This is a genomic window from bacterium (genome assembly GCA_016708025.1).
Taxonomy (GTDB): domain Bacteria; phylum Zixibacteria; class MSB-5A5; order GN15; family FEB-12; genus FEB-12.
The window spans coordinates 828,845-850,637 of the sequence record JADJGQ010000001.1; the positions used below are offsets into that span (position 1 = coordinate 828,845).

The window sequence follows — 21,793 nt, forward strand, 5'->3', positions numbered from 1 at the left end:
TCTTCCGTTAGAATTGCAGTCCAGTGGAAAGGGCCAGGTGTACTCCTTTCGAGGAGTAACCGGAGCCGGTGGTGCCGGTGACAGCGGCGGCGTCGACATAAAAGGCCAGCAAATGCAGTCCGCTGCCAAACGAGAATGCGGCGTTGCGATCCCCACCGGTCGCATAACCAACGCGGAGCGGGAGCATCCCGATCGGTGACCACTCTGCACCAACCGCCAGACGCGGCTTGGTTGAAATGCCGTTCTGCGAACGGAACTTCTGCTGATAGTCAACCGCCCAGACCAGGCTGCCGGCGGTATTGGCAATACCGACAGTCATGACCGATGGTATCGTGGTCTCAAAACTGGCTATCTCGCGCGTGTAATTCTCAGAGACGACATAGTCTTCTTCCATGTTGTCAGCAGTCATGGTATCGAAATTGAAAATGTAACCATGTTCTTCCGTCTCATTATCCCAGGTCAGCTTGGAGAAGAAATTCTCGATCTTGATACCGGCGGTGTAGCTGTTGTTCAGCTTGAGCGCGGCGCCAAGATCCAAACCGTAGCCGGTTCCACCTGTCGCCGTCTGCGCGACCAAATTTCCCTGTCCGGCATAACCGGTCGCATAGGTCGCGACCATCCCCTGCAGCTCGACCACCTGTTCAATGGCGATTCCACGGAGATATTTTGCGGTGAAGCCGACCGAAAGCTGGCGGCTTCCGCTGGTGTAAATAGGCATGCCGTAGGAGAGTCCAGCCGAGGCATAGCTGACTGCATCGGAGTATGAACCGTCAACACTGATCGTATCAGCGAACGTATTGCCGTTGAGGACAAGTTCGAAGATATCGCGATTCAGATTTACATCGGCGGTACCGATCCCGAGGACGGTTAGTCCGAACGGTCCGGCGGAGATCGCCATAGCGGTCGCCTCAACATCGGCGGCTAGTCGCAAACCGTCATCCGGGATCTTGCCCAGAATATCTGCTTTGTCTTCAGCGGTCAGGAAAGCACCTGTGTACTTATTGTAATCCGCCAGCGTGAAGCTGTTGTTCGAAATATTCGCGCCAACTCCGACAAACTCGATGCCGGTGTTGCGGTGGGACGCCAGGCCGAGATTGGCCGGGTTATAACGCGCGGCATCAACGCCCGAGGCGAGGCCGATATGCGCGCCACCCATGGCGACCGAGCGAGCCGAGGACTGACCAGAGGCCAGCGCCTGCGACGAGAGGATCAGGACCAGCGTCAGAAGGCTGGCCATGACCAGCAGCCATCCAAATGCGAGCGGCCGCTCAACTGCTTTTTCCATCATTTTAGTCCGTTTCATTGCGGCCTCCCTTAAAATTCACCGTCAAATCGGTATTCAACTTCGATCCGGCCGATCACCGAGATGAAGTCATTCTTGGTCAGCTTCACCGGCTGGCCATTGGAGCCATGCAGGATCAATTCCTGGCCGATATACAGCTTCGCATGCTTCAGGATCTGGATATCCGCGCTGTCCAGCAGGATCGTCTGTTCGCCCGTGGAAAGCGTATCCACGACCACACTCGACACCACCGGCGCCGCACTGACCGAAATAGAGTCGATCACCAGTTCCGGATTGGTATACAGCGTGGCGGAATCAGCGGAAAAGACCAGGGAGATCGAGGCACCTAACGGAAGGTGGTTTGTAATATTGTACACCAGACGCGCTTCAATAACGTGGTCTGTGATCTGGTCGATATCATCCTGCTCGATCTCTTCGGATTCGATATCCGTTTCGATCGGGGTTTCCGGTATGATCATCTCAACTGGAGCATCGATCCGGACTGTGCCGGTGATATAGTCACCATCACGGATCGTCCCGGAGCTGCCATCACCGAATGAGGCGGAACCAGAAATGGAAACCTGCGACGGTAACGGGGAGAGGAAGTTGGCGACATCGGTTTCGGTCAGCGTGGTGGTGGCGGCCGTCGCCAGCACGCGAGCATTGACCAGCCCGTTGATATTCAGGGTCTTGCCGTTGTTGCCTACGAGATTGATATCCAACTGGCCGGGAAGGCCGACTGAGTTCTCAAGTTCGATCGTCAGCACGGCGTTAACCAACTGAATGGAGTCAAAGCCGGTCGGGACATCGATATCCTGCACGATCGGGTCGATCGTCATATTTGTGCTGCTGAAATTGCCGGTGACGGCGGTAAAGGTCAGGCCGCTGATCGAGGCCTGCACGCCGAAGCTGTTGATCGAACTGACCGTCACCTGGTTCGGCGCGGTTTCAGCGATCGTGGCGCTGATGTTGATCGGCAGTTCCTGCGGAAGTACGATATCTGCAGGCGAGAGCACATAGCCGGCAAGCGGGATAGAAACGTTAGTAGTTCCCGACGAAGTGACCTGGCGGGTCACCTGCAATGGGACGTTATTCAGTTTCAGGTCAGGGATGGTGATCTCCAGAGTCGCCGGCAGGGCAGAGTTGTTATTGATCGTCAGGCCGACCTGACCACCGGAGAGAACCGCACTGGTAATGACATCAGATTCATCGAGAGAAACAGCGTCGCTGAAATCGCGGCTGATCGCCGGGATTTCCGCCATCGCGCCATCCACTGTCAGATCGCTGACGAAATGGATCTCCACGGCAAATTCGCGACCATCCGCGGACGGGATCGCCCCGCCGGGAGTATGGCACATCGCGGTTGCCGAAAAACTATTGGAAATGGTCTGGCCATCGAGTACGAACAGCACAGAGTCGGTTTCGCCATCATTGATTCCGGCCGCGAACGTCTGGGTACCGACCGTCAGGCTTCGCCCTTCATCAAAAAGCGTCACCGACACGGTATTCAGATTGATTCCCAGATTATTGGTAGCGACCAGATAAAGACTGCCATCCGCGATCGTCGCTGAGGTCATTCCCGACAAAGCCGGGAAAGTCGCAGGTATATCAAAAGACAGATCCGGCACGACTGCCGGGTAGATCTGCGGAATGCTTGGCATGTCGCCGATCGGGACTGTCACCGGCGTGACATTCGGAGCGGCTATGGTGAACTGTCCGAGTTGCTGGCTGATATTATAGGAGAGCGAGGCCGTAGTTAGATTGGCGGCGTCAAGCTGGACCGTATCCAGCGCCTGCTCCACAGAGAAAACGACATTGCTGTCATCATCCATCGAGATCGCATCCTGATCGATGCGACTGATGATCTCCGGCATATCATAGGTGCGATTAACCAGCGGAACGACTAACTGCGTATTCCATTCGGGCGCCTCGGGCTTTTTCACGGTGCACTGGACCATGCTGAGCACCACGACCACAATTAGGGTCAGGAAGATCAGCTTGGCTCCCCAGTGGAGCATGAAATTCCCCAGGCTGACTTGTGAGTCATCTTTCTGCCTGGACCGACGGTTGCGTGACATACTTTCCCCTTTCCTCCTGTTTCCGTTTCAACACAGCAGGACAAACGCAAAGCCGATGCCAATCCGTTTTGCGCTCGTAATACAAAGAGAGGCAAGGGAATACGTCGGCGTCGCCGAACCGTCTCTCAGCGGTTCTGAGGGGAGAGTGCCAGCCTATGGGGGGATCCCCATAGGTCGGATAGATTTGACCTGATCGATCTTTCTGGTTACTTTGTACGACTGGGAGACAACTCGATGACGATGTCCAAATATGATCGGATGCTGCATATCCTGAACCTGCTCCGATCACGACGAAATCTCAATGCCGCCACGCTGGCCAAAGAGTGTGGTTGCACGGAACGCTCCATCTACCGCGATATCATTTCGCTGTCCGAAGCAAATGTCCCGATCTACTACGACAATGGATACAAGCTGGCGACCGACAATTTCCTGCCGCCGCTCAATTTCAATTTCGAGGAGTACAGCGCACTGCGACTGGCGCTGGAATCCACTCCGCTCAACCTGACCGGCAAGTACGGCGAGATACTTCGCCAGATCCGCGCCAAGGTGGAATCCAATCTTCCTGCAGTTGTTCGCGAGCAGAAAAAAACAGCAGTCAGTGCGACCGCGATCTCTATTGAATCAACTCAATCCGACCGAGCTGAGCTCTGGTTTGGTGAGATCGAGGCTGCCGCGCGTGAATCCTACTGTCTGGAAATGTCGTACAATTCGGTCGAGTCCGGCCCGACCAGCCGGGTGGTGGAACCATATTTTGTCGTCTTTCGGGGGCGCGCATTCTATCTGGTTGCCTACTGTCGGCTCCGCCAGGACTTTCGGACCTTCCGCCTCGACCAGATCCAATCACTGTCAAAATTCGACGAGCACTTCCAACCGCGGCAAGGGGTGACCGCCGAGCGGTATTTTGACGGAAGCTGGCAGGTTTACAGCGGTGACCCGATCGAGGTTCTGGTTCGTTTCACTGGTAAAGCCGCGAAAATCGTCTCTTCGCGAACACACCACCAGCACGAAGAAGTATCTCCCCAGGAAGACGGTTCGGTCCTCTATCGTATTACCGTTCGTGGAGTTGAGGAGATTCAGCGCTGGGTGCTGGGGTTTGGAAGCGAGGCCGAGATCCTTGAGCCAGACCAGCTCCGTTGGGAGATGAGCCGCCTCGCCCAGGCTCTCGATCAACTCTACCGAAAGAGCGACCAAGTCAGTCCCTAGCCTTCGACGTGGGCGGAAACTGCCTACAACTGCGTACAAATAACCTAATTATTCTCAAAATTGTTGAAAAGCCACTGCCGGATTTTGGCAGTGGCTTTTTCGATATTAGAACAGGAACCAATATCCATGTCGAGGCGCCGGGGGGGACGCCTCACTAAGTCTCACCCGGAGCCAAGTTTCCGACGAGACCAAAGTGAGGTTTCACCGGCCATAAGGATTTTGCAGGTGACTGTACGTGACCAAAGCTGAACGACTGATGCATCACTTGCGCTTGATGCAGACCCGCCGAGTTGTCACCGTTGATCAACTCTGCACAGCATCAAGCGTCTCCCCACGAACGATCTATCGCGACATGACCACCCTGGCGCGAATGAATGTCCCGGTCTATTTCGACAATGGCTACCGTCTCGAAAAAGACCACAATCTGCCGCTCCGCGAATTCAGCACCGATGATCTCGAACTACTCTGCTTTTGTCTGCGCAACAATCCGCTGGCGGAGTATCCGTTCTTTGAACGCCGCTTCCGCCTGATCGAACAGAAAGTCCTCTCCCGGATCGGTCAGCGCACCAAGCAGGAACATCGTACGCTGATCTACTTCGATCAGATCCTGCCGGTCGGAACCAGGGAAGAGGAGAGTAAGCTGATCCAGCGGTTTCTCCGTGCCGCTGCCCAGTCACTGAAAGTGATCCTCACGTTTCGTGACAGCTCTCCAATGCTGGAAGACTGCATGCCCGTTGGTTTGACCATGCGGGCGGAGAATCTCTTCATGGTTGCGATGGTCGGCAATGAGGCTGCGCCACGGGAAATAGAGATTCAGAAAGTTCGTTCTATCCGGATCACCCATCATAAGTTTGAGCCTCACCGGATCGCCTCGGCTCGCACCAGTCTTCGGCGCGGGAAAAAGGATTTGACCTCGTCCGACGATTGATGTACATCTGAGGTCGATGAACCCTCGACCGATCTCCCAGATCACCTTTGCCGGAGTAGTGGCGGCACTGTATGCCGTCCTGACCCTGGCGTTGGCGCCCATCTCATTCGGCGTCTATCAACTTCGCGTGGCCGAGGCACTCACTGTGCTTCCGTTCCTCAACCGCGGGGCGATCGCCGGGCTGTATGTTGGCTGTCTGGTGGCGAACTATTTTGGGGGACAGGGGATACTGGATATCATCATTGGGCCGATCCTCACGGCTGGCGCCGCGACGATTACCTACTGGTTGCGCCGATGGGAATTCGGATCTCTTAGACTCCGTACCTGGCTCGCCCCGATGCCTGCGGTCCTGTTCAATGCATTTGGCGTGGCCGCCTACCTTGCGCCTATCATTCAGGTCGACTATTGGTTTGCGGTCCAGATGATCGGGTTGGGTGAGTTGGCCGCCTGCTATCTGCTGGGGCTGCCGTTCCTCTGGATATTGGAAAAGCGGATCGGCTGGATTTTCAGGGGAGAGCAACCATCCGGTCAAGCTCGGACTTGATCTGCGGTCCATCTAACCTTTGCACGATGATCTCTGACCGTGCCCCTCGTTTCGCTCGTTTACTGGCGACATAGTGCGAATCGGCCAAACGCGCGATTTGGTGGAGGTGTGTCACCACCAGCACCTGGGTATCCTCAGACAGCCGCTTCAGCTTCTTGGCGACCTCAAAGGCAGTCTGCCCGCCAATACCAACATCGACTTCGTCGAATACCAGCAGAGATCGCTGCAGGTTGTTGTTTTTCTTTTCGGCGGCCTTGAGCGCCAACAGCACGCGGGATATCTCACCGCCCGATGCTGTCTTCACTAGCGATTTGAGTGGCTCGCCACGGTTGGCTGAAAAGAGGAAACGCCCGTTCTCCAGTCCGACCGCAGTCGGCTTGACTGTTTTGCCGTGATTCTCGATGCCGTTCGCATCCAGTTCGGAGACAAACTCAAACTCGAAATTCGCCCCCTCGATCGCCAACTCTCCCAGTTCCTTCACCACCAGTTTATGCAGATAATCGGCGGCTTTGCGGCGCAGGGAAGAGAGCTCTTTCGCTTTGATCGTATAGTCTGCCAGATGTTGCGCCTGTTCCTTTTCGAGACGAGCTATCAAGGAATCGATATCCGGGCGTTGCTTGAGCCGATCTTCGATTCCGGCAAGTGCCTCAAGAACCGCTTCAACCGTCCCGCCGAATTTCCGCTTCAGTTTGTAGATCTCATCCAGCCGTTCGTTGATTTCGTCAATTCGGTTCGGATCATCGGCAATCGAGCCGCCGTACTGCTCCACAAATCTCCGCATCTCCTCGATTCGATAGTCAAGGTCAGTCAGTTCCGCCAATTGTGGGGCGAGGCTGCTGTCGACCGCGGCCATCTTCTCAAGTTCTTTACGCGCGGCCCGCAACTGCTGGACCGCCCCGTTTTCATCCCCGCCGAGTATCTGCTCAATAGTCGCCGCCGCCGCGGCCAGAGCGCGGGAAGAGTCGAGGATCTTCCGCTCACGTTGCAGGTCATCCTCTTCGCCGACCCGAAGATTCGCTTTCACTATCTCGCTGCGCTGATACAGCAGTAGCTCTCGTTCTTCAATCAATTGCTGCCTGCGTGAGACCGTCTTCTTATATTCCGTAGCGGCCTTATCCCAGGCGGCATACAATTCACCAACCTCTGAGCGCAGGTTTTCGAGTGAGGCGAACCGATCCAGGAAGCCGAGATGATTCTCCTCATCCATCAGCATCTGGTTGGCATGTTGCCCGAGGATCTCCGCCAGCGGGGCGACAATATCCCGCAATTTTGCCAGTGTCGAAGGGGAGTCGTTGATCCTGATCCGGGAATTGCCGTCACGCGAAACCTCGCGCATCACCGTGATGCTGTTGTCAACTATACAATCAGCATACTGCTTGCGATAGGCGGCTGGCATCTGGGAGACATTGAAGGTTGCTGAGACGACCGCCTTCTCTTCACCATGGCGGATATATTCACGCTCCGCGCGACTTCCCAGCGCGAGGGAGAGGGCAGTGACAATAATCGACTTTCCGGCGCCGGTCTCACCGGTCAACACCAGCATCCCGCGATCGAACGACAGGTCTGCCGATTCGAGCAGGGCGATATTCTCGATGTGCATTTGCTTGAGCATTACAGTCCAAAGCTCTTGATCTGTTCTAAGAGAGCGCTGGCCCGTTCCTGGTCGCCGTCAGCTTCCGCTTTGGCCAGTTCCTTCTGGAGGTCAGCGCGAATCCGTTTCCGCTTTCGCTCCGCCATCAACTGAATATACTTTTTTGTTTCCACTTCCACCACGTCCGGTTCCCATTCTATCGAGGCAACCTCGGTGGCCAGTGAGATGGCGGTTTCATCGACGAAGTTCTCTATCAGCTTATCGGCCTGGATCATCCCAATCTTTTGATATTGTTGTATCATGGCCGAATAGAGCCGGGAAAGCTGTTTGGAGTCAAGGTCATCGGCGGAGATCGCTTCCAGGGCTTCATCCAGACAGCCAGGATTGCAGAAGAGCAGGGAAAGAAACTCCATCTCGATCTTCTGCCGCTTGGCATGGCGAAATGCCTGGTTCTGAGCCTCGACCCGTCCGGAGGGGACGGCGTTCTGGAAGATCGACTGATCGATTGACAACGATGTCGATGCTTCGGCATAGAACAGCGCCCGACGTGTCGGGTCAGTGATCTTCTCGGCCAGCGCGCTTAGTTCTTTGACCAGTTTCTCTTTGGCGATAATCCCCGAATGCTCCAGGTTGACTCTCTGGACGCGGAAGGGAATGAATCCGACCGCGTCGTATGCCAGATCATCGATCTTGTCGCGCCCGAATTTCCGGGCGACCGAATCCGGGTCCTCGCCCGGTGGAGGGATCATCACCCGCACCTCAAGGCCGGCATCATACAGAGAGTCAACCGACCGAAGTGCCGCATTCTGACCGGCCGAATCCGCATCAAAGAACAGATAGACTTCTTCGGCGAACCGTGCCAGCAATCTCGCTTGCTGTTGGGTGAACGCGGTCCCTGATGATGCCACCACATTTTTCACTCCCGCCTGCCAGAGCGAGATGAAGTCAAAATACCCTTCGACTATATACGCGCGATTGGCGTCACGGATAAAGTCGCGCGAGAAATTCAGTCCGTATAGCACATTCCCTTTGGAGTAGAGGGGAGTCTCCGGAGAATTGACATACTTCGCCGGTTCACCCTTCTTCAAGGTTCGTCCGCCGAATCCGATCGGCCTCTGACTGAGATTGAAAATCGGGATCATCAGTCGCTGGCGGAAGCGGTCAAAATATGACTTCTTGGTGTCGGAAAAGACGGCCAGTCCAGCTTGATGCAGTTCTTCACCGGTAATTCCTTTGGTCGCCGCATGTTTTATCAGGCCATCCCATGACTCGCCCGACAGACCGAACTTGAAGAACTGAATTGTCTCATCATCGATTTGTCGCTTTTTCTTCAGATAGCCGTCCAGCACCACTTTGTACTGCGACTGCATTAGTACTGACTGAAAGTACTCAAGCGCGACCTGCTGAGCGTAATTCAGCTTTTCGAACTGCTCACGTTTGGCGTCGGAGACCTCTTCCCGAATCGGGATATTCGCTTTCCGCGCGAGATGCTTCACCGCCTCGATGAACGACATCTTGTCATGTTCAATGAGGAAAGTGAAAACATTCCCTCCTTTGCCGCAACCAAAGCAATGATAAATCTGCTTGTCGGTATTGACCTTGAATGAGGGGGTTTTTTCCGTGTGAAACGGGCAGCAGGCTTCCCATGTCTTGCCTCGTTTTTTGAGACGGACATACTCACCGATTATCTGCGCGATATCGGTCGCTTGACGGATCTGCTCTATCGTTTCCTGTGGGATCATCGCTTCAACTTGACGATCGTCACACCCGCGCCCCCCTCGTTCCAGTCACCCAACCGGAGCGAGTCGACATCGCGATGTTTCTTCAGATACTCGGTCAACGTGCGACGGAGTGCGCCGGTTCCCTTCCCATGCACGACATAAACCTGCGTTAGACCGGCAACGATGGCTCGGTCAAGATAACGGTCGAGCGCTTCCTGCGCCTCTTCGCCGGTCATCCCACGAAGATGTATCTCCGGCGAGATCTGCTCATCCGGGTGTATGGAACCGACCGGCTTAAACTCAAACTCTTTGGTAACCTGGTCGACCCGTCGAAGCCCGCGCAGTTCGACGATCGTCCGGACATTCCCGATCCTGACCTTGGCGCGGTCATCGCCGATCAGGCTTTCGATTATCCCCTCTTTGTTCAGAGCGGCAAGCCGGACGGCATCCCCCTTCATGAAGCGGATCGCCTCGATCCCTTTCTGCTTGGCCTCGGTCGTTTTGGCCTTGATAGAAGTCAGGTCAGTTTCGGCGCTCTTGAGCAGCTTATGCATCTTTTTGACCGAATCTTTGTCCGCCTGCGTTTTGCGGATCTCGCCGACCAAGCGTTCCGTCTCCTTGCGCGCATTGTTGAGGAGAGTCTCGGTCTCTGCCAGCGCTTTTTCGCGCTCCTGCTGCATGTCTTTGTCAAACTTCTCGGTCAATTGCTTGTAGCGCTCTTCCAGTTCTTTCGCTTGCTCAAGTCGTTCGGTAAGTGCGGCGCGGTCTTCCTTCACCTTGATCAGTTCAGCCTCCATCGAAGCTATCAGATCGGCCAATGTTCGCTCGCCGCTCCCGAGCAGGGTAGAGGCATGGTTGGTGATCCCATCAGGCATCCCTAGCCGCCCGGCGATCTCCACCGCATACGATGACCCCGGAATCCCCAGTCTCAGTCGATAGGTTGGCGCAAGCGTCTCGCGATTGAACTCGAGCGAAGCATTCTCAATTGCCGGATGTTGCAATGGGAGAGACTTAAGCTGCGAATAGTGCGTGGTCGCGACCAGACGTGCACCTCGCTCCACCAGACTCAGGATAATCGCTTCGGCCAGCGCTGAACCTTCTTTCGGGTCAGTCCCGGCGCCGATCTCATCGAACAGGATCAACGACCGGTTGTCACAGTTTTTGACTGCATGAATGATATTGCTGATATGCGATGAGAAAGTAGATAGCGACAACTCAATAGACTGTTCATCGCCGATATCCGCAAACACTTTGTCGAACAGGCCAACTTCGGACCGTTCACCTGCCGGAATCAGCAAACCGGTCTGGGCCATCAGTTGCAGTAGCCCGATCGTTTTCAGCACGATCGTCTTGCCGCCGGTGTTAGGCCCGGTTACCACCACTGCTTGACGGTCCGCATCGAGCCCCAACGTCATCGGCACGACCTTTTCTTCCGAACCAAACTGCGCCAGAAGCAAAGGGTGGCGGGCATCCAAAAGCTTGAACCGTGCTTCCTCAACCATAGTTGGCTGATTTGCTTTGACCTGAGCGCCGAATTTCGCCGCCGCATAAAATGAATCAAGTTTCCCGATCAGGAAGATGTTTTTCTCCAGGTCATCAACCCGCGAGGCGATCCCCGCGGTCAGAGCGCGAAGGATCCGGTCCATTTCGATCCGCTCTTCCTGGAAAAGCATATTGAGGCGGTTATTCAGTTCGACCGTCTCTTTCGGCTCGACATAGAATGTCGCCCCGGATTGGCTCCGGTCATGCAGGATGCCGAGGTCATGCCGGAAGCCATCGGCTGGCACCGGGATCACATACCGTCCGTTGCGCTGGGTGACGACATCATCCTGCCAGCCTGGCTTTTTCGACTGTGCGCCAAGGATCGAGTCGAGGGAACGGATGATCTTCCTCTTCGACTCAATCAGTTCGTAGCGGACCTGGCGAAGCTTGGGGGAGGCATCATCCTTGATATCACCCTTTTCATCGATCGCCTTCTTGATATCCCGGACCAGCTCCGGATAAGCGCGGATTCCTTCGATATATTCACGAAGCGCCGGATATTTGGCGCGGCCATCCTTGTCGAAATTATGCAGGTCAATCGAGACCTCGAGCAGTTCCAGCACCGAGAAGATCTCTTTCGGGTCGAGAAAAATGCCGGGGATCTGGGATTTGCTCAACAGGTCGCGGCAATCCTCGAGGCGCGACATCGGGAACGGGTCCCCAAACAGGACAATATCCTTCATCTGGGAGATCTCGGTCTGACGTTGCGTGATAACGCGCAGGTCGGTGACCGGCTCCCATGCCGCGACCTCCTCTTTGCCGAATGGCGTAAGGGTCTTCCCGGCGATCAAGGACTTGACCTTGGGGTATTCGAGGGTATCGAGAGTGTGTTGTTCTATCATGTTCGTTCGCTCAATAAAAAAACCGGCCTCTTGGCCGGTTCTAATATAAGGGAACCAATGCTACGGGAAAACCGATTTACGTGCCTGGATTGAGATTGAAAAAGCGATCTAACTGGTACATCACCCGATACGCCTGCTCGCGGTCCTCGGTCGGCATCGTTTTGCCGGACTTCTGTGTGCCGGGAGCGCCGATCAACGTACTCTCCATCTTGGCAATGAACGACGGGGATTCCGGGTGGACCATCTTGGTCGACTCAAACATCAGCGGTACCGTTTTGGCTACCGCCTTGCCGAGGAATGAACTGTCAAAGGCCAGATAGAAGGAGTCGGGGAGAGGGAGCATGAAAGTGACCAATACCACAAAGCTGACAGAAACCCAGCCGCGCACCAGCCCGACAATCGCCCCGCCAACCTGATCAGGCTTCCCCTGGGATTTGACCGAGGCAACCTTGTAGAAGATATACCCCGCCAGCTTGAATATCCCATACGAGATCGCCAGCAGGAACATGAACGAGACAAACGCCGAAACCATCGGCGAGCCCCCCAATTTGCTGTATACCCAGATTGCGAACGAATCGATGTAAGTTAGGGTCAGGATGATGGCGGCAAAAAAGATGACAAAGGCCGACAGCTCCCGGACCAATCCCTTTTTCGCCCCGATCACCAGACCGGTCAATAGCAGCGCTATAAGGACGAAATCAATCCAATTCATCTTGGACTCCCTTAGTTGACAGTAACAATGGCGAGGGGAAGGGTAGGAAAGTTTTTAATCAGTTGGCAAGGAATTCCGTGACGAGCCGGCTGACCAGCTTGCCATCGGCCATTCCCTTGATTTTGGGGAGGAGCGCCTTCATGACCAGTCCCATCATCTTGGGGTTGTTGGCTCCGGTTTCGGCAATAGTCTCTTTGATGATCTCGCGAAGTTTCTCTTCGCTAAGTTGTTCTGGCAGATAGGAATTGATGATTGCCAGCTCGGACTCTTCAGCGGCCACCAGGTCGGCGCGGCCACCGGCTCCGTACTGCTCAATCGACTCTTTCCGCTTTTTGGCGGCAGAGGTCAGAACCCCGATCACATCGGCATCAGACATCTCATGCCCGATCTCGATCTGCTTGTATTTGATATCAGATTTGAGGCCCCGAAGTACAGACAGACGTTCTTTCTGTCCGGCTTTCAGGGCCTCTTTCAAATCAGTGTCGATTTGCTGAAGTAGAGACATGCTCTATTCTTCCATCCGCGAATTCCGACGCTGTTTGCGACGCGCGGCTGCTAATTTCCGCTTCTTTGTTTCCGAAGGTTTCTCGTAGTGCTGGTGTTTCTTGAAATCTGACAAAATGCCGGACTTCTCACAGAACTTGTTAAAACGTCGGAGAGCTTTCTCAAAGGACTCGTCGTCCCGAACTCTCACTCCTGTCAACTACTTCACCTCCTTCAGACGGCTATAACGTGCTATATCACAACTATATATCGCCAATTTCGTCAGATTCCCCCCGTTTGTCAACCAGATTTCGAAAAATAACGCAAAATCGACGGGTCGAAGCCCACACACCTACTCCAGCCAGGTCAGCCTGTCTTCCCCCCGGTTGGAGAGAATGTGGAAGTGGACATGGTCGACTTCCTGGCCGTAGCCGTTGTTGATAACTACCCGGAAATGGTCGGCGATCCCGAGCTTTTCAACCACCGTTTTGACCGTCTGGTTCATCATCGCCAGCAGATCGGGCGGGGATTTATAGAAATTCTGGTGGTCAACTTTCGGGAAAACCAGCAGATGGACACGGTCTTTCGGGCGATGGTCCGCTATCACGATCACTTCGTCGGTTTCGTAGAATATTTTGGCCGGGATCTCCCGAGCGATTATGCGACAAAAGATACAAGGCATGGGGCGAATATATGCCGGATAGGTCCGAACGCAACATGGATTTAGGTTCAATCTGCCCACTTGCCAACATGGTGAAGATGTATTAGATTCTCCATCCCGGCTGTGTGCCGCAACTCGGTAATGTCTGATTGTAAATAGAGTTAGAGGAGGTTGGTCCCATGTCAGGTCACTCAAAATGGGCAACGATCAAACGAAAAAAAGGGAAATTGGATCAGGAGCGGGGGAAGCTCTTCACCCAGCATATCAAAGAAATCACTGTCGCCGCGCGTGAAGGCGGCGGGGACCCGATCAACAATGCCCGTTTGCGTACCGCAGTTGCCGCCGCCAAAGGCGTCAATATGCCGGCGGACAATATCAAGCGCGCTATCCTCAAAGGGACCGGCCAACTCCCCGGTGTGACCTACGAATCGATCGTCTACGAAGGATACGGTCCGGCCGGTGTGGCGATCATGCTCGAAGTGATGACCGACAACAAAAACCGAATTGTCGCCGAGATCCGCCATATGCTGACCAAACATGGCGGCAACCTTGGCGCCGCTGGATGTGTTGCCTGGATGTTTGAAAAGCAGGGAGTGATCACGGTCGACCCGACGCAGGCCGATGAGGCGGTCGTCACCGAGACCGCTATCGAGGCGGGGGCCGATGATATTTCAGTCGATGAAGCCTCTATTGAAATTCTGACTCAGCCGGCTGACCTGGAGACGGTCAAGAGTGCGCTCGAATCAAAGAGCATCCCGATCGTGTCGGCCGAGATCACGATGAATGCAAAGAACTCGGTGAAGATCACCAACGAGACCGAAGCATCCTCGATGATGAAGCTGTACGAAGCGCTTGAAGAGCATGACGATGTGCAGAAGGTCTATTCGAATTTCGATATCGACGAAAAGCTGATGGAGAAGCTGGCGTAGAGTTTTTCTCAATCGCACAGCAGATGTGAAGGCAGGTGAAAACCTGCCTTTTTTGTTTGGCTATTGAGGCTTTTTGCATCATTGAAGTTGTGCAATTTCTACTTGAGTCTTTTGAAGGCAACGCCTATACTCGTTTTGCTTCGAATTTTTGCACGTCGAAACATCATAAGTCAGTGAAGTGACGACCTCATGCTGAAGAAGGATCATATGAAGTACGCACGTCTACTCATTCTCGCATTCCTCTGCGCAGCCATAACTCTCTCATTGCCGACGTCCAGTCATGCCCAGTTCGGCAAACTGAAAGACAAAGCCAAAAAGGCGGTCGAAAAAAAGATCGACGGAGATAAGAAAACAGAACCGAAAGAGACTGAAGAAGCGAAAGAAACCACAGAGGCGACCGAGTCGGACTCGGCCAAATCCGATTCCACCGCAGCTCCGGCCGACGAGTTCAAACTTTACACCAAGTTCGATTTTGTCCCCGGCCAGACCGTGCTCTTTTACGACGACCTCGCGGGAGAAGAGATCGCCGAGTTTCCGTCGCGCTGGAAACTGGATGGGGGCGTATTTGAGATCGCCAAGGTGGGGAAAGAGTCGTGGATCATGTCTTCCACTCGCGGGGAGATCTTGCCCAAATGAGCGTCAGCCAGTTCCCCGGAGAAGTATACTGTCGAATACGAGTTTTGAATCGGACGACGGATTATAGCGGGACATACGTATCAAGTTGGGTTTATGAGGAAGCAGACGGTTTACCCGGCCGCGCGAATCGACATTGGTCAACAGCGACCAGGCTTATTTTTATATGCACGATGATAAGGGGGATGACCATCGGATATCCGATAAGCAGGTTCCGGCGAATTGGCCGAAGGGGATCCACACCATTCGGGCAATGGTGACAAAAAGCACCCTCAAAATCTATATCGACAACGAGCGGATGGTAAACGCTCCGCGCACGGCGGGATTTTTGCCGGTCGGATTCCAGTTGGGCTTCTACGCAGGTGATGAGGATTTCGAGATGGAAAAGATGTTCTTCCGCAATTTCCGCTTTGCCGAAGGGGGCAAAACGATGCGCGAACAGCTCGACGAAGGCGGCAAGATCATCACCCACGGCATCTATTTCGATGTCAGCTCCGATGTCATCAAGGGAGAGTCGTATAAAACTCTCGCTGATATCGGCACGATGTTGACCGATGATCCGGTGCTGAAACTCTCGATCGAAGGGCACACCGACAGTGACGGGGATGATGCGTCGAATCTGGATCTCTCCAAACGGAGAGCAGAATCAGTCAAGAAATACCTGGTCGACAACTACAAGGTTGATGCCGCCCGTCTTGCATCCGCTGGGCTTGGTGAGACCAAGCCGATCGATGTCAACACCACCCCCGAAGGCAAGGCGAATAACCGTCGGGTTGAATTGGTGAAGATGTAGGCGAGAATCGGCAGGATCCTCTCTTACTTCGTTCGAGGGATCCTGCCCTACGAATTGCCCCGCTGTATATGATAGACTTCTCAACCGTCCGCGCGTTTTTGTTTGATCTTGATGGTGTCTTTTTTGTCGGGAAAGAGCCGATTCGAGGGGGTCGGGAAGCGATCGAGTTTCTGCACGCGCGCAATATCCCATGCCGCTTCACCACCAATACCACCACCCGATCGCTCGACACGATGTATGGCGAATTGGTCGAAATGGGACTGCCAATTGAGAAATCCGAAGTGTTCACTGCGCCACAAGCGGCGGTTCGATTCCTTCGTCAACAAGGTTCACCGCCGATTCATCTGGTGCTGAATGAGAATACTTCGCGTGATTTTGCGGAGTTCCCCCGTGAAGAGCATTATCCGAAATACATTGTGATAGGCGATGTCGGCGACAGATGGGATTACCCGTTGATGAACCGTCTGTTTGGACTGATCATGGATGGCGCCACAATTCTCGCGCTTCATAAGGGGAGATACTGGCAGGTCAGAGACGGACTCCGGATGGATATTGGTGCGTTTATTGCCGGGCTCGAATATGTCACCAGCAAACCGGCTCTGGTGGTCGGGAAGCCGTCGCGGTCATTCTTCGAGTTGGCTCTGGGAGATCTCGGCTGCCCGCCGGATCAGGTCGTGATGGTCGGGGATGATCTGTACAACGACATCGAAGGTGCCCAGCAGGCAGGGATGCGGGCCGTGTTGGTCCGTACCGGGAAATTCCGGGAGTCCGTGACCGAGGGATCATCGGTCAAACCGGATTTGATAATTGATTCTATTGCGGATCTTCCGGGGATGTTGACCTGGTAGTTGACGGCCCGACCGGTTGTTCGTAGGCCAGGTAGTCCCGAAATGGTTTAGAGAGAGAGACTGCCAGCGAACAGGCGACTGCACAGATCCCGCATCCAATAAAGATCGCCGGGATATTCTGATCTACCAGGTCGGCGACAATTCCGGCGAGTCCCATCGCAATCGGCGTCAGTCCAGTGCTCAGCGTGATCAGCAGACCGAATACCCGCCCACGGATCTCCGAAGGCGTAGTCGCTTGTAAGATGGTCGCGATATTGATATTGATGTAGCCATTCAGCACTCCCAGAATCAACAGCACAACCATCCCCTGAATCGGGGTGGTTGCCAGCCCTGTGACACCAACCAGCGCCGACATGACAGTAATGGCGACGATCATCATGCGCGACCGCATTCGCGGACTGAATTTAACCCAACCGGCGAGCCCATAACCGACGAGCGAGCCAACTCCCATCCCGGCCATCATATATCCCATCCAGTCGGGAGTCGACTTAAGTGTATCCTCGACAAAAAACGGGATCAGCACTGCCAGTGGCGTGAAGAAGAAATTCAGGGCCGCGGCGAACAGGAAAAGCGAGCGCATCCCCGATTGTTTCCAGACATATCGGAAACCATCGACCACATCCAGTTTGACCTGGCGAAGCGACTCCCGCGCGGTCACTTTCTTTTCCGGCAGGGTCTGCGGAATGGTGGCAAAGGATGAAAAGATCGCTCCGACGATATAAGAGAGACCATCAAAGAGAAAGAGAAACGGAGCTCCTATAAGTCGGTAGAGCACTCCGCCGGCGCCAAGTCCGATGAATCCAGACAACTGGTTTGATGCGGCATTGGCAGAATTGGCCGGGGCCAGTTTCTCCTTGGGGACTATGTCCGGAATTGAGGCAGAAAACGCCGGTCCAAAGAAAGAACTGACGGTGGCAACCAGAGCCGTTACTATGAACATCCACCAGAGGATCAGGTCGGTTTCATTGGGGTAGAAGAAAAGAAGTAACGCCAGGCTGACCACCGAAAGCCCGCAGATGATATCGGCAACAATGATAACGCCACGTCGGGAGTGACGGTCCGTGAACGCGCCGGCGAATGGTCCCATGATCACCCGGGGGATGGTCGCGGCCATCATGAAGGCTCCCATAAGGCTGGCCGAGCCGGTTGCATGCTTGACCCAGAAGGCGAGCGCAACGTAGTGGGCCTCGTTCCCTATCCGGCTGATCAATTGCCCCTGCCAAAGGAGCAGAAAATTGCAGTTGAAGAGCCGGGTTGGAGTAGTCATTTATTACTGTTTGATCCCGCCGCCGTGAATAAGCTATCGGTAGTTCGAATATATCAATTGCCGCATCTCGCACAAGTCTGAATAGCACAATCACATAAGACGAGGAATCTGAGATTTTAATTGATATTTCCGCCTCTGGCGCCTATTTATGCCTCTATGCGCGTACTTGGAATCGACCCTGGACTCAATATCACCGGTTACGGCCTACTGGATGCCGGCAACGACCACCCGATTGTGGTCGAGGCGGGGGTCGTGCGATCCAACGACAAGGATCAGTTTGAGGTCCGATTGTGCGAGATCGCGCGCGAAATCAGCGACATCATCGCGCAGTTTCACCCGGATGTAATCGTCGTAGAAGAGCTGTACTCGCATTACTCTCATCCGATCACCGCAGTGATCATGGGGCATGTGCGCGGGGTGATCTATCTTCGGGCCGCCGAGGCGAATGTCCCGGTCGTCTCTTACGCGGCAACCCGGATCAAAAAAGCGTTGACCGGCAATGGACGGGCGACCAAATCTCAGATGCAGCGGATGGTCAGTTCCGCACTCCGCTTGCCGACCATTCCGGAACCTCCTGATGCCGCCGATGCGCTGGCGGTTGCACTCTGCCACTGTCGCGCCAAAGCACACCATGGGATGATTGCCGTATGATAAGCCGGATCAAGGGAGAACTAGTTTCGGTAGGCGATGCTTCGGCGTTGGTCGAGGTCGCCGGGATCTCATATGAACTGATGATACCATCTGCTTTGGCCGAACGGTTGAAAGAGACTGGTATCGGTAAAGAGATATCATTCGAAACGATCTATTTCATTGAGGCGGGAGATAAAAAGGCAAACGAATATCCGCGGCTGGTCGGTTTTCTCGACCCGCTCGATCGCGAGTTCTTCTCGCTGTTGACCCAGGTTTCCGGTATGGGCGTGCGCAAGGCGCTGAAATCGCTGATCCTGCCGATACGGGATATCGCCTCGGCAATCGAAATGAAAGACACGGGATCGCTGTCAAGATTGCCGGGCGTAGGGAAGCGACTCTCGGAAAAGATCATCGCCGAACTTCACGGCAAAACGACCAAGTTTGCCCTTTCCCGTACTGAGGAACCGCTGGCTCGCCCGGAAACGGTAGTCACGCCGTTTGTTGATGAGGCGATGGAGATTCTGATTCAGTTGCAGTATTCGCGCACAGAAGCTCAGACGATGATCCAGGCCGCAATCAAAGCGAACCCCAAGATCGAACGGGTGGAGGATCTGATTACGATCATGTTCCGCAATGAACGTGAAGTGAAGGTAGAGTCGTAATGGCGAGAGAGAGAATTGTTTCCGGCGGACCAGTCACCCCGGATGAAGATATCCTGCAGTTCACCTTGCGTCCGCGAACGCTGGGCGAATATATCGGGCAGCGGGAGTTGAAAGAGAAGTTACAGGTATTGCTCGATGCCGCCAAGATGCGGAATGAATCAGTCGAGCATGTACTCCTGTATGGTCCGCCCGGACTCGGTAAGACTACGCTCGCGCACATCATCGCGAATGAGATGGGGTCGAAATTGATCTCGACCTCCGGTCCGGCACTGCAACGAACTGGCGATTTGATGGGCATCCTGACCAATTTGAATCCGGGTGATATCCTGTTCATCGATGAGATTCACCGCTTGTCGCCAATCATCGAGGAGTTCATTTATCCTGCGATGGAGGACTTCAAGGTTGATTTCGTGGTGGACAAAGGGGCGTTTGCTAAAGTCATCAATGTCCCCCTCAAAAAATTCACGTTGGTGGGTGCGACGACCCGCGCCGGAATGCTCTCCGCGCCGCTTCGCGATCGCTTTGGTCTGTACTACCATATTGATTTTTACGAGCCGAGCGATTTGCAGACAATCGTCCTGCGGTCGGCCTCGCTTTTGGATACGCCTATCGACAAAGAGTCGGCGCTGACCATTGCCCAGCGGTCGCGCGGTACACCTCGTATTGCCAATCGCTTGCTCCGGCGCGTTCGCGATTACGCGGCGGTCAAAGGGAATGGCTCGGCCACACCGGAACTGGCCGGCAAGGCGCTGGATGCCGAAGGAATCGACCTGATGGGGCTCGATGATATGGATCGAAAATTGATCAGGATCATCATCGAATACTACAAAGGGGGCCCGGTGGGGATCGAAGCACTGGCGGCGACACTGAACGAAGAGGTCGACACCCTGGTAGATATGGTCGAACCATACCTGCTCAAGATCGGTTATATTCAGCGAACCAAGCGCGGTCGGATGGCATCCCTGGATGCCGCTAAACATCTCGGTCTCAAGATACCGGGGAACGGTCAGGAATCGATGTTCTGATCGTCAGGTCATTTCGGCACAAGGAAGTATTGCATGGATGTTCGCAAAAATGATGACGCTTTCGCCCTCTTAATGCAGTCTCTCGGTGAGCAGATGTTCAACCGCGAGAATGACCCAAGCGGGGTAGTCGGCATGCTCCTGACCGAAACATTACGCCTGCGCGATAAACTTAAGAATGAGGCTGGGATCACGCTGACAGTCGAGGATACACGGACGGCGCTGGATGCACTGGACGGCTATATGCATGGCACACCGCTTCCCAATTCGCTGACCTCCGAACAGCAGACCCTGACCCAGCTCTGGATCGACCGTCTCACCACATTCAAAACCCGCTAGCGGTAGCCCATACCGCATCCATGGAAACCTCTCTCTTTGATTATCATCTTCCGCCGCACCTGATCGCCCAGGAGCCGCCCTCTAAACGAGGGATGTCGCGATTGATGGTTGTAGATCGAGCCGATGGCTCGATCCAGCATCGCAAATTCTCGGATATTCTCGAATACATTGCCCCGGGCGATGGTGTCGTGGTCAACAATACCAAAGTCTTTAAGGCCAGGCTCTGGGGGAATCGCGCAACCGGTGCGCGTGTAGAGGTATTCCTGGTGAGAGCTTTGCCTGATTCCGACGAGACTATCTGGGATGCCCTGGTCTCACCATCGCGAAAAGTCAAAGTCGGGGAGAGTATCCTATTCGGCGAGGCTGGTAGTGTCAGACTGCTGGAGGAATTCGGTGACGGCAAGTGGCGTGTTGGTTTCACCAGCCGCTCGGCCTGTCGGAAGGTGATCACCAAAGCAGGCCATATCCCCTTGCCGCACTATATCGCTCGCGAGGATAATGCGTCTGACCTTCGACGTTATCAGACCGTTTTTGCCGACTCATCCAAAGAGGGGGCAGTCGCCGCTCCGACAGCCGGATTTCATTTCTCGCAGGCGATCCTGGACAAACTGGCCGAACGGTCAATTCCGCTGATACAACTGACACTCCATGTCGGCCCGGGGACATTTAAGCCAGTCAAGGCTGAACAGATCGAGGATCACACTGTCGACCCGGAATTTGCCGAGCTGTCCGCCGAGTCAGCCTACCAACTCGAGCAAGTTTGGAAGAGAGGCAAGAAGGTCTGGGTGGTGGGGACGACTTCCGTTCGCACGCTTGAATTTGCCGGCAGAACTGAATCAGGTATCAAACCGTTTGCGGGGAAGGTCTCGCTTTATATTCGCCCTGGGTTTCGATTCAGTGTGACCGACCACCTGATCACCAATTTTCACCTTCCCAAGTCATCGCTCCTGATTTTGGTCTCAGCCTTTGCCGGTCGCGAGCTTATCCTGAGAGCCTATCGCGAGGCGATTGAAAACGGTTATCGCTTCTATAGTTATGGCGATGCCATGTTGATCCTATAATCCTCTTTTATGCCGCTTTTGA

At 54.4% G+C, this 21,793-nt stretch carries 22 protein-coding genes; 12 read left to right on the forward strand and 10 right to left on the reverse strand.

Annotated elements, in window-relative coordinates; genetic code table 11:
* Positions 1-7: 7 nt before the first annotated feature.
* The gene (locus IPH75_03610) at positions 8-1,303 is read right to left on the reverse strand and encodes a hypothetical protein (protein ID MBK7141154.1); all 1,296 of its coding nucleotides are present in this window, start codon (positions 1,301-1,303) and stop codon (positions 8-10) included.
* An 11-nt stretch (positions 1,304-1,314) separates the two neighbouring features.
* On the reverse strand, positions 1,315-3,360 hold the full coding sequence (locus tag IPH75_03615) for a hypothetical protein (GenBank protein ID MBK7141155.1): 2,046 nt from the start codon (positions 3,358-3,360) through the stop codon (positions 1,315-1,317).
* Positions 3,361-3,594: 234 nt separating this feature from the next.
* On the opposite strand from IPH75_03615, the gene IPH75_03620 reads away from it, so the two are divergent.
* The 3 genes from IPH75_03620 to IPH75_03630 all read left to right on the forward strand — a co-directional run bounded on the left by IPH75_03620 (position 3,595) and on the right by IPH75_03630 (position 6,035).
* Positions 3,595-4,563, forward strand: a complete 969-nt coding sequence (locus IPH75_03620) for a YafY family transcriptional regulator (protein ID MBK7141156.1) — start codon at positions 3,595-3,597, stop codon at positions 4,561-4,563.
* Between the two features lie 235 nt (positions 4,564-4,798).
* Positions 4,799-5,491, forward strand: coding sequence for an HTH domain-containing protein (locus IPH75_03625; protein ID MBK7141157.1), 693 nt, complete (start codon positions 4,799-4,801; stop codon positions 5,489-5,491).
* A 16-nt stretch (positions 5,492-5,507) separates the two neighbouring features.
* Complete coding sequence (locus IPH75_03630) at positions 5,508-6,035, forward strand: QueT transporter family protein (protein ID MBK7141158.1); 528 nt, start codon at positions 5,508-5,510, stop codon at positions 6,033-6,035.
* Here IPH75_03630 and recN read toward each other — a convergent pair.
* The 7 genes from recN to IPH75_03665 form a co-directional block, all read right to left on the reverse strand.
* A complete protein-coding gene (recN, locus tag IPH75_03635) occupies positions 5,998-7,647 on the reverse strand; it encodes a DNA repair protein RecN (protein ID MBK7141159.1) in 1,650 nt (549 codons plus the stop codon). The two genes, IPH75_03630 and recN, sit on opposite strands and share 38 nt — an antisense overlap.
* Positions 7,647-9,368 carry a DNA primase gene (locus IPH75_03640; protein MBK7141160.1) on the reverse strand — a complete coding sequence of 574 codons (1,722 nt, stop codon included), beginning with the start codon at positions 9,366-9,368 and terminating at the stop codon, positions 7,647-7,649. Before IPH75_03640 ends, recN begins: the two co-directional genes overlap by 1 nt.
* Positions 9,365-11,731: an endonuclease MutS2 gene (locus tag IPH75_03645; GenBank protein ID MBK7141161.1), complete on the reverse strand. Its 2,367-nt coding sequence runs from the start codon at positions 11,729-11,731 to the stop codon at positions 9,365-9,367. The genes IPH75_03640 and IPH75_03645 overlap by 4 nt, the downstream gene beginning before the upstream one ends.
* Positions 11,732-11,807: 76 nt before the next feature.
* Positions 11,808-12,443 (reverse strand): CvpA family protein, encoded by a 636-nt coding sequence (locus IPH75_03650; GenBank protein MBK7141162.1) that lies wholly within the window; start codon positions 12,441-12,443, stop codon positions 11,808-11,810.
* Positions 12,444-12,501: 58 nt separating this feature from the next.
* Positions 12,502-12,948: a GatB/YqeY domain-containing protein gene (locus IPH75_03655; GenBank protein MBK7141163.1), complete on the reverse strand. Its 447-nt coding sequence runs from the start codon at positions 12,946-12,948 to the stop codon at positions 12,502-12,504.
* A gap of 3 nt (positions 12,949-12,951) precedes the next feature.
* A complete protein-coding gene (rpsU, locus tag IPH75_03660) occupies positions 12,952-13,146 on the reverse strand; it encodes a 30S ribosomal protein S21 (GenBank protein ID MBK7141164.1) in 195 nt (64 codons plus the stop codon).
* Between the two features lie 132 nt (positions 13,147-13,278).
* Positions 13,279-13,608, reverse strand: coding sequence for an HIT family protein (locus IPH75_03665; protein ID MBK7141165.1), 330 nt, complete (start codon positions 13,606-13,608; stop codon positions 13,279-13,281).
* 158 nt (positions 13,609-13,766) lie between these two features.
* On the opposite strand from IPH75_03665, the gene IPH75_03670 reads away from it, so the two are divergent.
* From IPH75_03670 to IPH75_03685, 4 genes are all read left to right on the forward strand, one after another.
* Positions 13,767-14,516, forward strand: coding sequence for a YebC/PmpR family DNA-binding transcriptional regulator (locus IPH75_03670; GenBank protein MBK7141166.1), 750 nt, complete (start codon positions 13,767-13,769; stop codon positions 14,514-14,516).
* Between the two features lie 207 nt (positions 14,517-14,723).
* Positions 14,724-15,152 (forward strand): hypothetical protein, encoded by a 429-nt coding sequence (locus IPH75_03675; protein MBK7141167.1) that lies wholly within the window; start codon positions 14,724-14,726, stop codon positions 15,150-15,152.
* Positions 15,153-15,315: 163 nt separating this feature from the next.
* A complete protein-coding gene (locus tag IPH75_03680) occupies positions 15,316-15,942 on the forward strand; it encodes an OmpA family protein (GenBank protein MBK7141168.1) in 627 nt (208 codons plus the stop codon).
* 68 nt (positions 15,943-16,010) lie between these two features.
* Positions 16,011-16,790, forward strand: a complete 780-nt coding sequence (locus IPH75_03685) for a TIGR01458 family HAD-type hydrolase (protein MBK7141169.1) — start codon at positions 16,011-16,013, stop codon at positions 16,788-16,790.
* Here IPH75_03685 and IPH75_03690 read toward each other — a convergent pair.
* Entirely contained in the window at positions 16,756-18,057 is a 1,302-nt protein-coding gene (locus IPH75_03690) for an MFS transporter (protein ID MBK7141170.1), read from the reverse strand. The two genes, IPH75_03685 and IPH75_03690, sit on opposite strands and share 35 nt — an antisense overlap.
* Before the next feature lie 156 nt (positions 18,058-18,213).
* Here IPH75_03690 and ruvC point away from each other — a divergent pair, with 156 nt between their 5' ends.
* The 5 genes from ruvC to queA are packed head-to-tail and all read left to right on the forward strand — an operon-like array spanning position 18,214 to position 21,771.
* Positions 18,214-18,708, forward strand: coding sequence for a crossover junction endodeoxyribonuclease RuvC (gene ruvC, locus IPH75_03695; protein MBK7141171.1), 495 nt, complete (start codon positions 18,214-18,216; stop codon positions 18,706-18,708).
* Positions 18,705-19,349 carry a hypothetical protein gene (locus IPH75_03700; GenBank protein ID MBK7141172.1) on the forward strand — a complete coding sequence of 215 codons (645 nt, stop codon included), beginning with the start codon at positions 18,705-18,707 and terminating at the stop codon, positions 19,347-19,349. Before ruvC ends, IPH75_03700 begins: the two co-directional genes overlap by 4 nt.
* Positions 19,349-20,374, forward strand: coding sequence for a Holliday junction branch migration DNA helicase RuvB (ruvB, locus tag IPH75_03705; protein ID MBK7141173.1), 1,026 nt, complete (start codon positions 19,349-19,351; stop codon positions 20,372-20,374). The genes IPH75_03700 and ruvB overlap by 1 nt, the downstream gene beginning before the upstream one ends.
* A gap of 33 nt (positions 20,375-20,407) precedes the next feature.
* Positions 20,408-20,710: a hypothetical protein gene (locus IPH75_03710; GenBank protein ID MBK7141174.1), complete on the forward strand. Its 303-nt coding sequence runs from the start codon at positions 20,408-20,410 to the stop codon at positions 20,708-20,710.
* A gap of 20 nt (positions 20,711-20,730) precedes the next feature.
* Positions 20,731-21,771: a tRNA preQ1(34) S-adenosylmethionine ribosyltransferase-isomerase QueA gene (gene queA / locus IPH75_03715; protein ID MBK7141175.1), complete on the forward strand. Its 1,041-nt coding sequence runs from the start codon at positions 20,731-20,733 to the stop codon at positions 21,769-21,771.
* The last annotated feature ends 22 nt before the right edge of the window (positions 21,772-21,793 follow it).

Coding starts and splice junctions, on each gene's coding strand:
- IPH75_03610 (MBK7141154.1), bottom strand. CDS start 1,303: ATGAAACGGACTAAAATGATGGAAAAAGCAGTTGAGCGGCCGCTCGCA.
- IPH75_03615 (MBK7141155.1), bottom strand. CDS start 3,360: ATGTCACGCAACCGTCGGTCCAGGCAGAAAGATGACTCACAAGTCAGC.
- IPH75_03620 (MBK7141156.1), top strand. CDS start 3,595: ATGACGATGTCCAAATATGATCGGATGCTGCATATCCTGAACCTGCTC.
- IPH75_03630 (MBK7141158.1), top strand. CDS start 5,508: ATGAACCCTCGACCGATCTCCCAGATCACCTTTGCCGGAGTAGTGGCG.
- recN (MBK7141159.1), bottom strand. CDS start 7,647: ATGCTCAAGCAAATGCACATCGAGAATATCGCCCTGCTCGAATCGGCA.
- IPH75_03640 (MBK7141160.1), bottom strand. CDS start 9,368: ATGATCCCACAGGAAACGATAGAGCAGATCCGTCAAGCGACCGATATC.
- IPH75_03645 (MBK7141161.1), bottom strand. CDS start 11,731: ATGATAGAACAACACACTCTCGATACCCTCGAATACCCCAAGGTCAAG.
- IPH75_03650 (MBK7141162.1), bottom strand. CDS start 12,443: ATGAATTGGATTGATTTCGTCCTTATAGCGCTGCTATTGACCGGTCTG.
- IPH75_03655 (MBK7141163.1), bottom strand. CDS start 12,948: ATGTCTCTACTTCAGCAAATCGACACTGATTTGAAAGAGGCCCTGAAA.
- IPH75_03665 (MBK7141165.1), bottom strand. CDS start 13,608: ATGCCTTGTATCTTTTGTCGCATAATCGCTCGGGAGATCCCGGCCAAA.
- IPH75_03670 (MBK7141166.1), top strand. CDS start 13,767: ATGTCAGGTCACTCAAAATGGGCAACGATCAAACGAAAAAAAGGGAAA.
- IPH75_03675 (MBK7141167.1), top strand. CDS start 14,724: ATGAAGTACGCACGTCTACTCATTCTCGCATTCCTCTGCGCAGCCATA.
- IPH75_03680 (MBK7141168.1), top strand. CDS start 15,316: ATGCACGATGATAAGGGGGATGACCATCGGATATCCGATAAGCAGGTT.
- IPH75_03685 (MBK7141169.1), top strand. CDS start 16,011: ATGATAGACTTCTCAACCGTCCGCGCGTTTTTGTTTGATCTTGATGGT.
- IPH75_03690 (MBK7141170.1), bottom strand. CDS start 18,057: ATGACTACTCCAACCCGGCTCTTCAACTGCAATTTTCTGCTCCTTTGG.
- ruvC (MBK7141171.1), top strand. CDS start 18,214: ATGCGCGTACTTGGAATCGACCCTGGACTCAATATCACCGGTTACGGC.
- IPH75_03700 (MBK7141172.1), top strand. CDS start 18,705: ATGATAAGCCGGATCAAGGGAGAACTAGTTTCGGTAGGCGATGCTTCG.
- ruvB (MBK7141173.1), top strand. CDS start 19,349: ATGGCGAGAGAGAGAATTGTTTCCGGCGGACCAGTCACCCCGGATGAA.
- IPH75_03710 (MBK7141174.1), top strand. CDS start 20,408: ATGGATGTTCGCAAAAATGATGACGCTTTCGCCCTCTTAATGCAGTCT.
- queA (MBK7141175.1), top strand. CDS start 20,731: ATGGAAACCTCTCTCTTTGATTATCATCTTCCGCCGCACCTGATCGCC.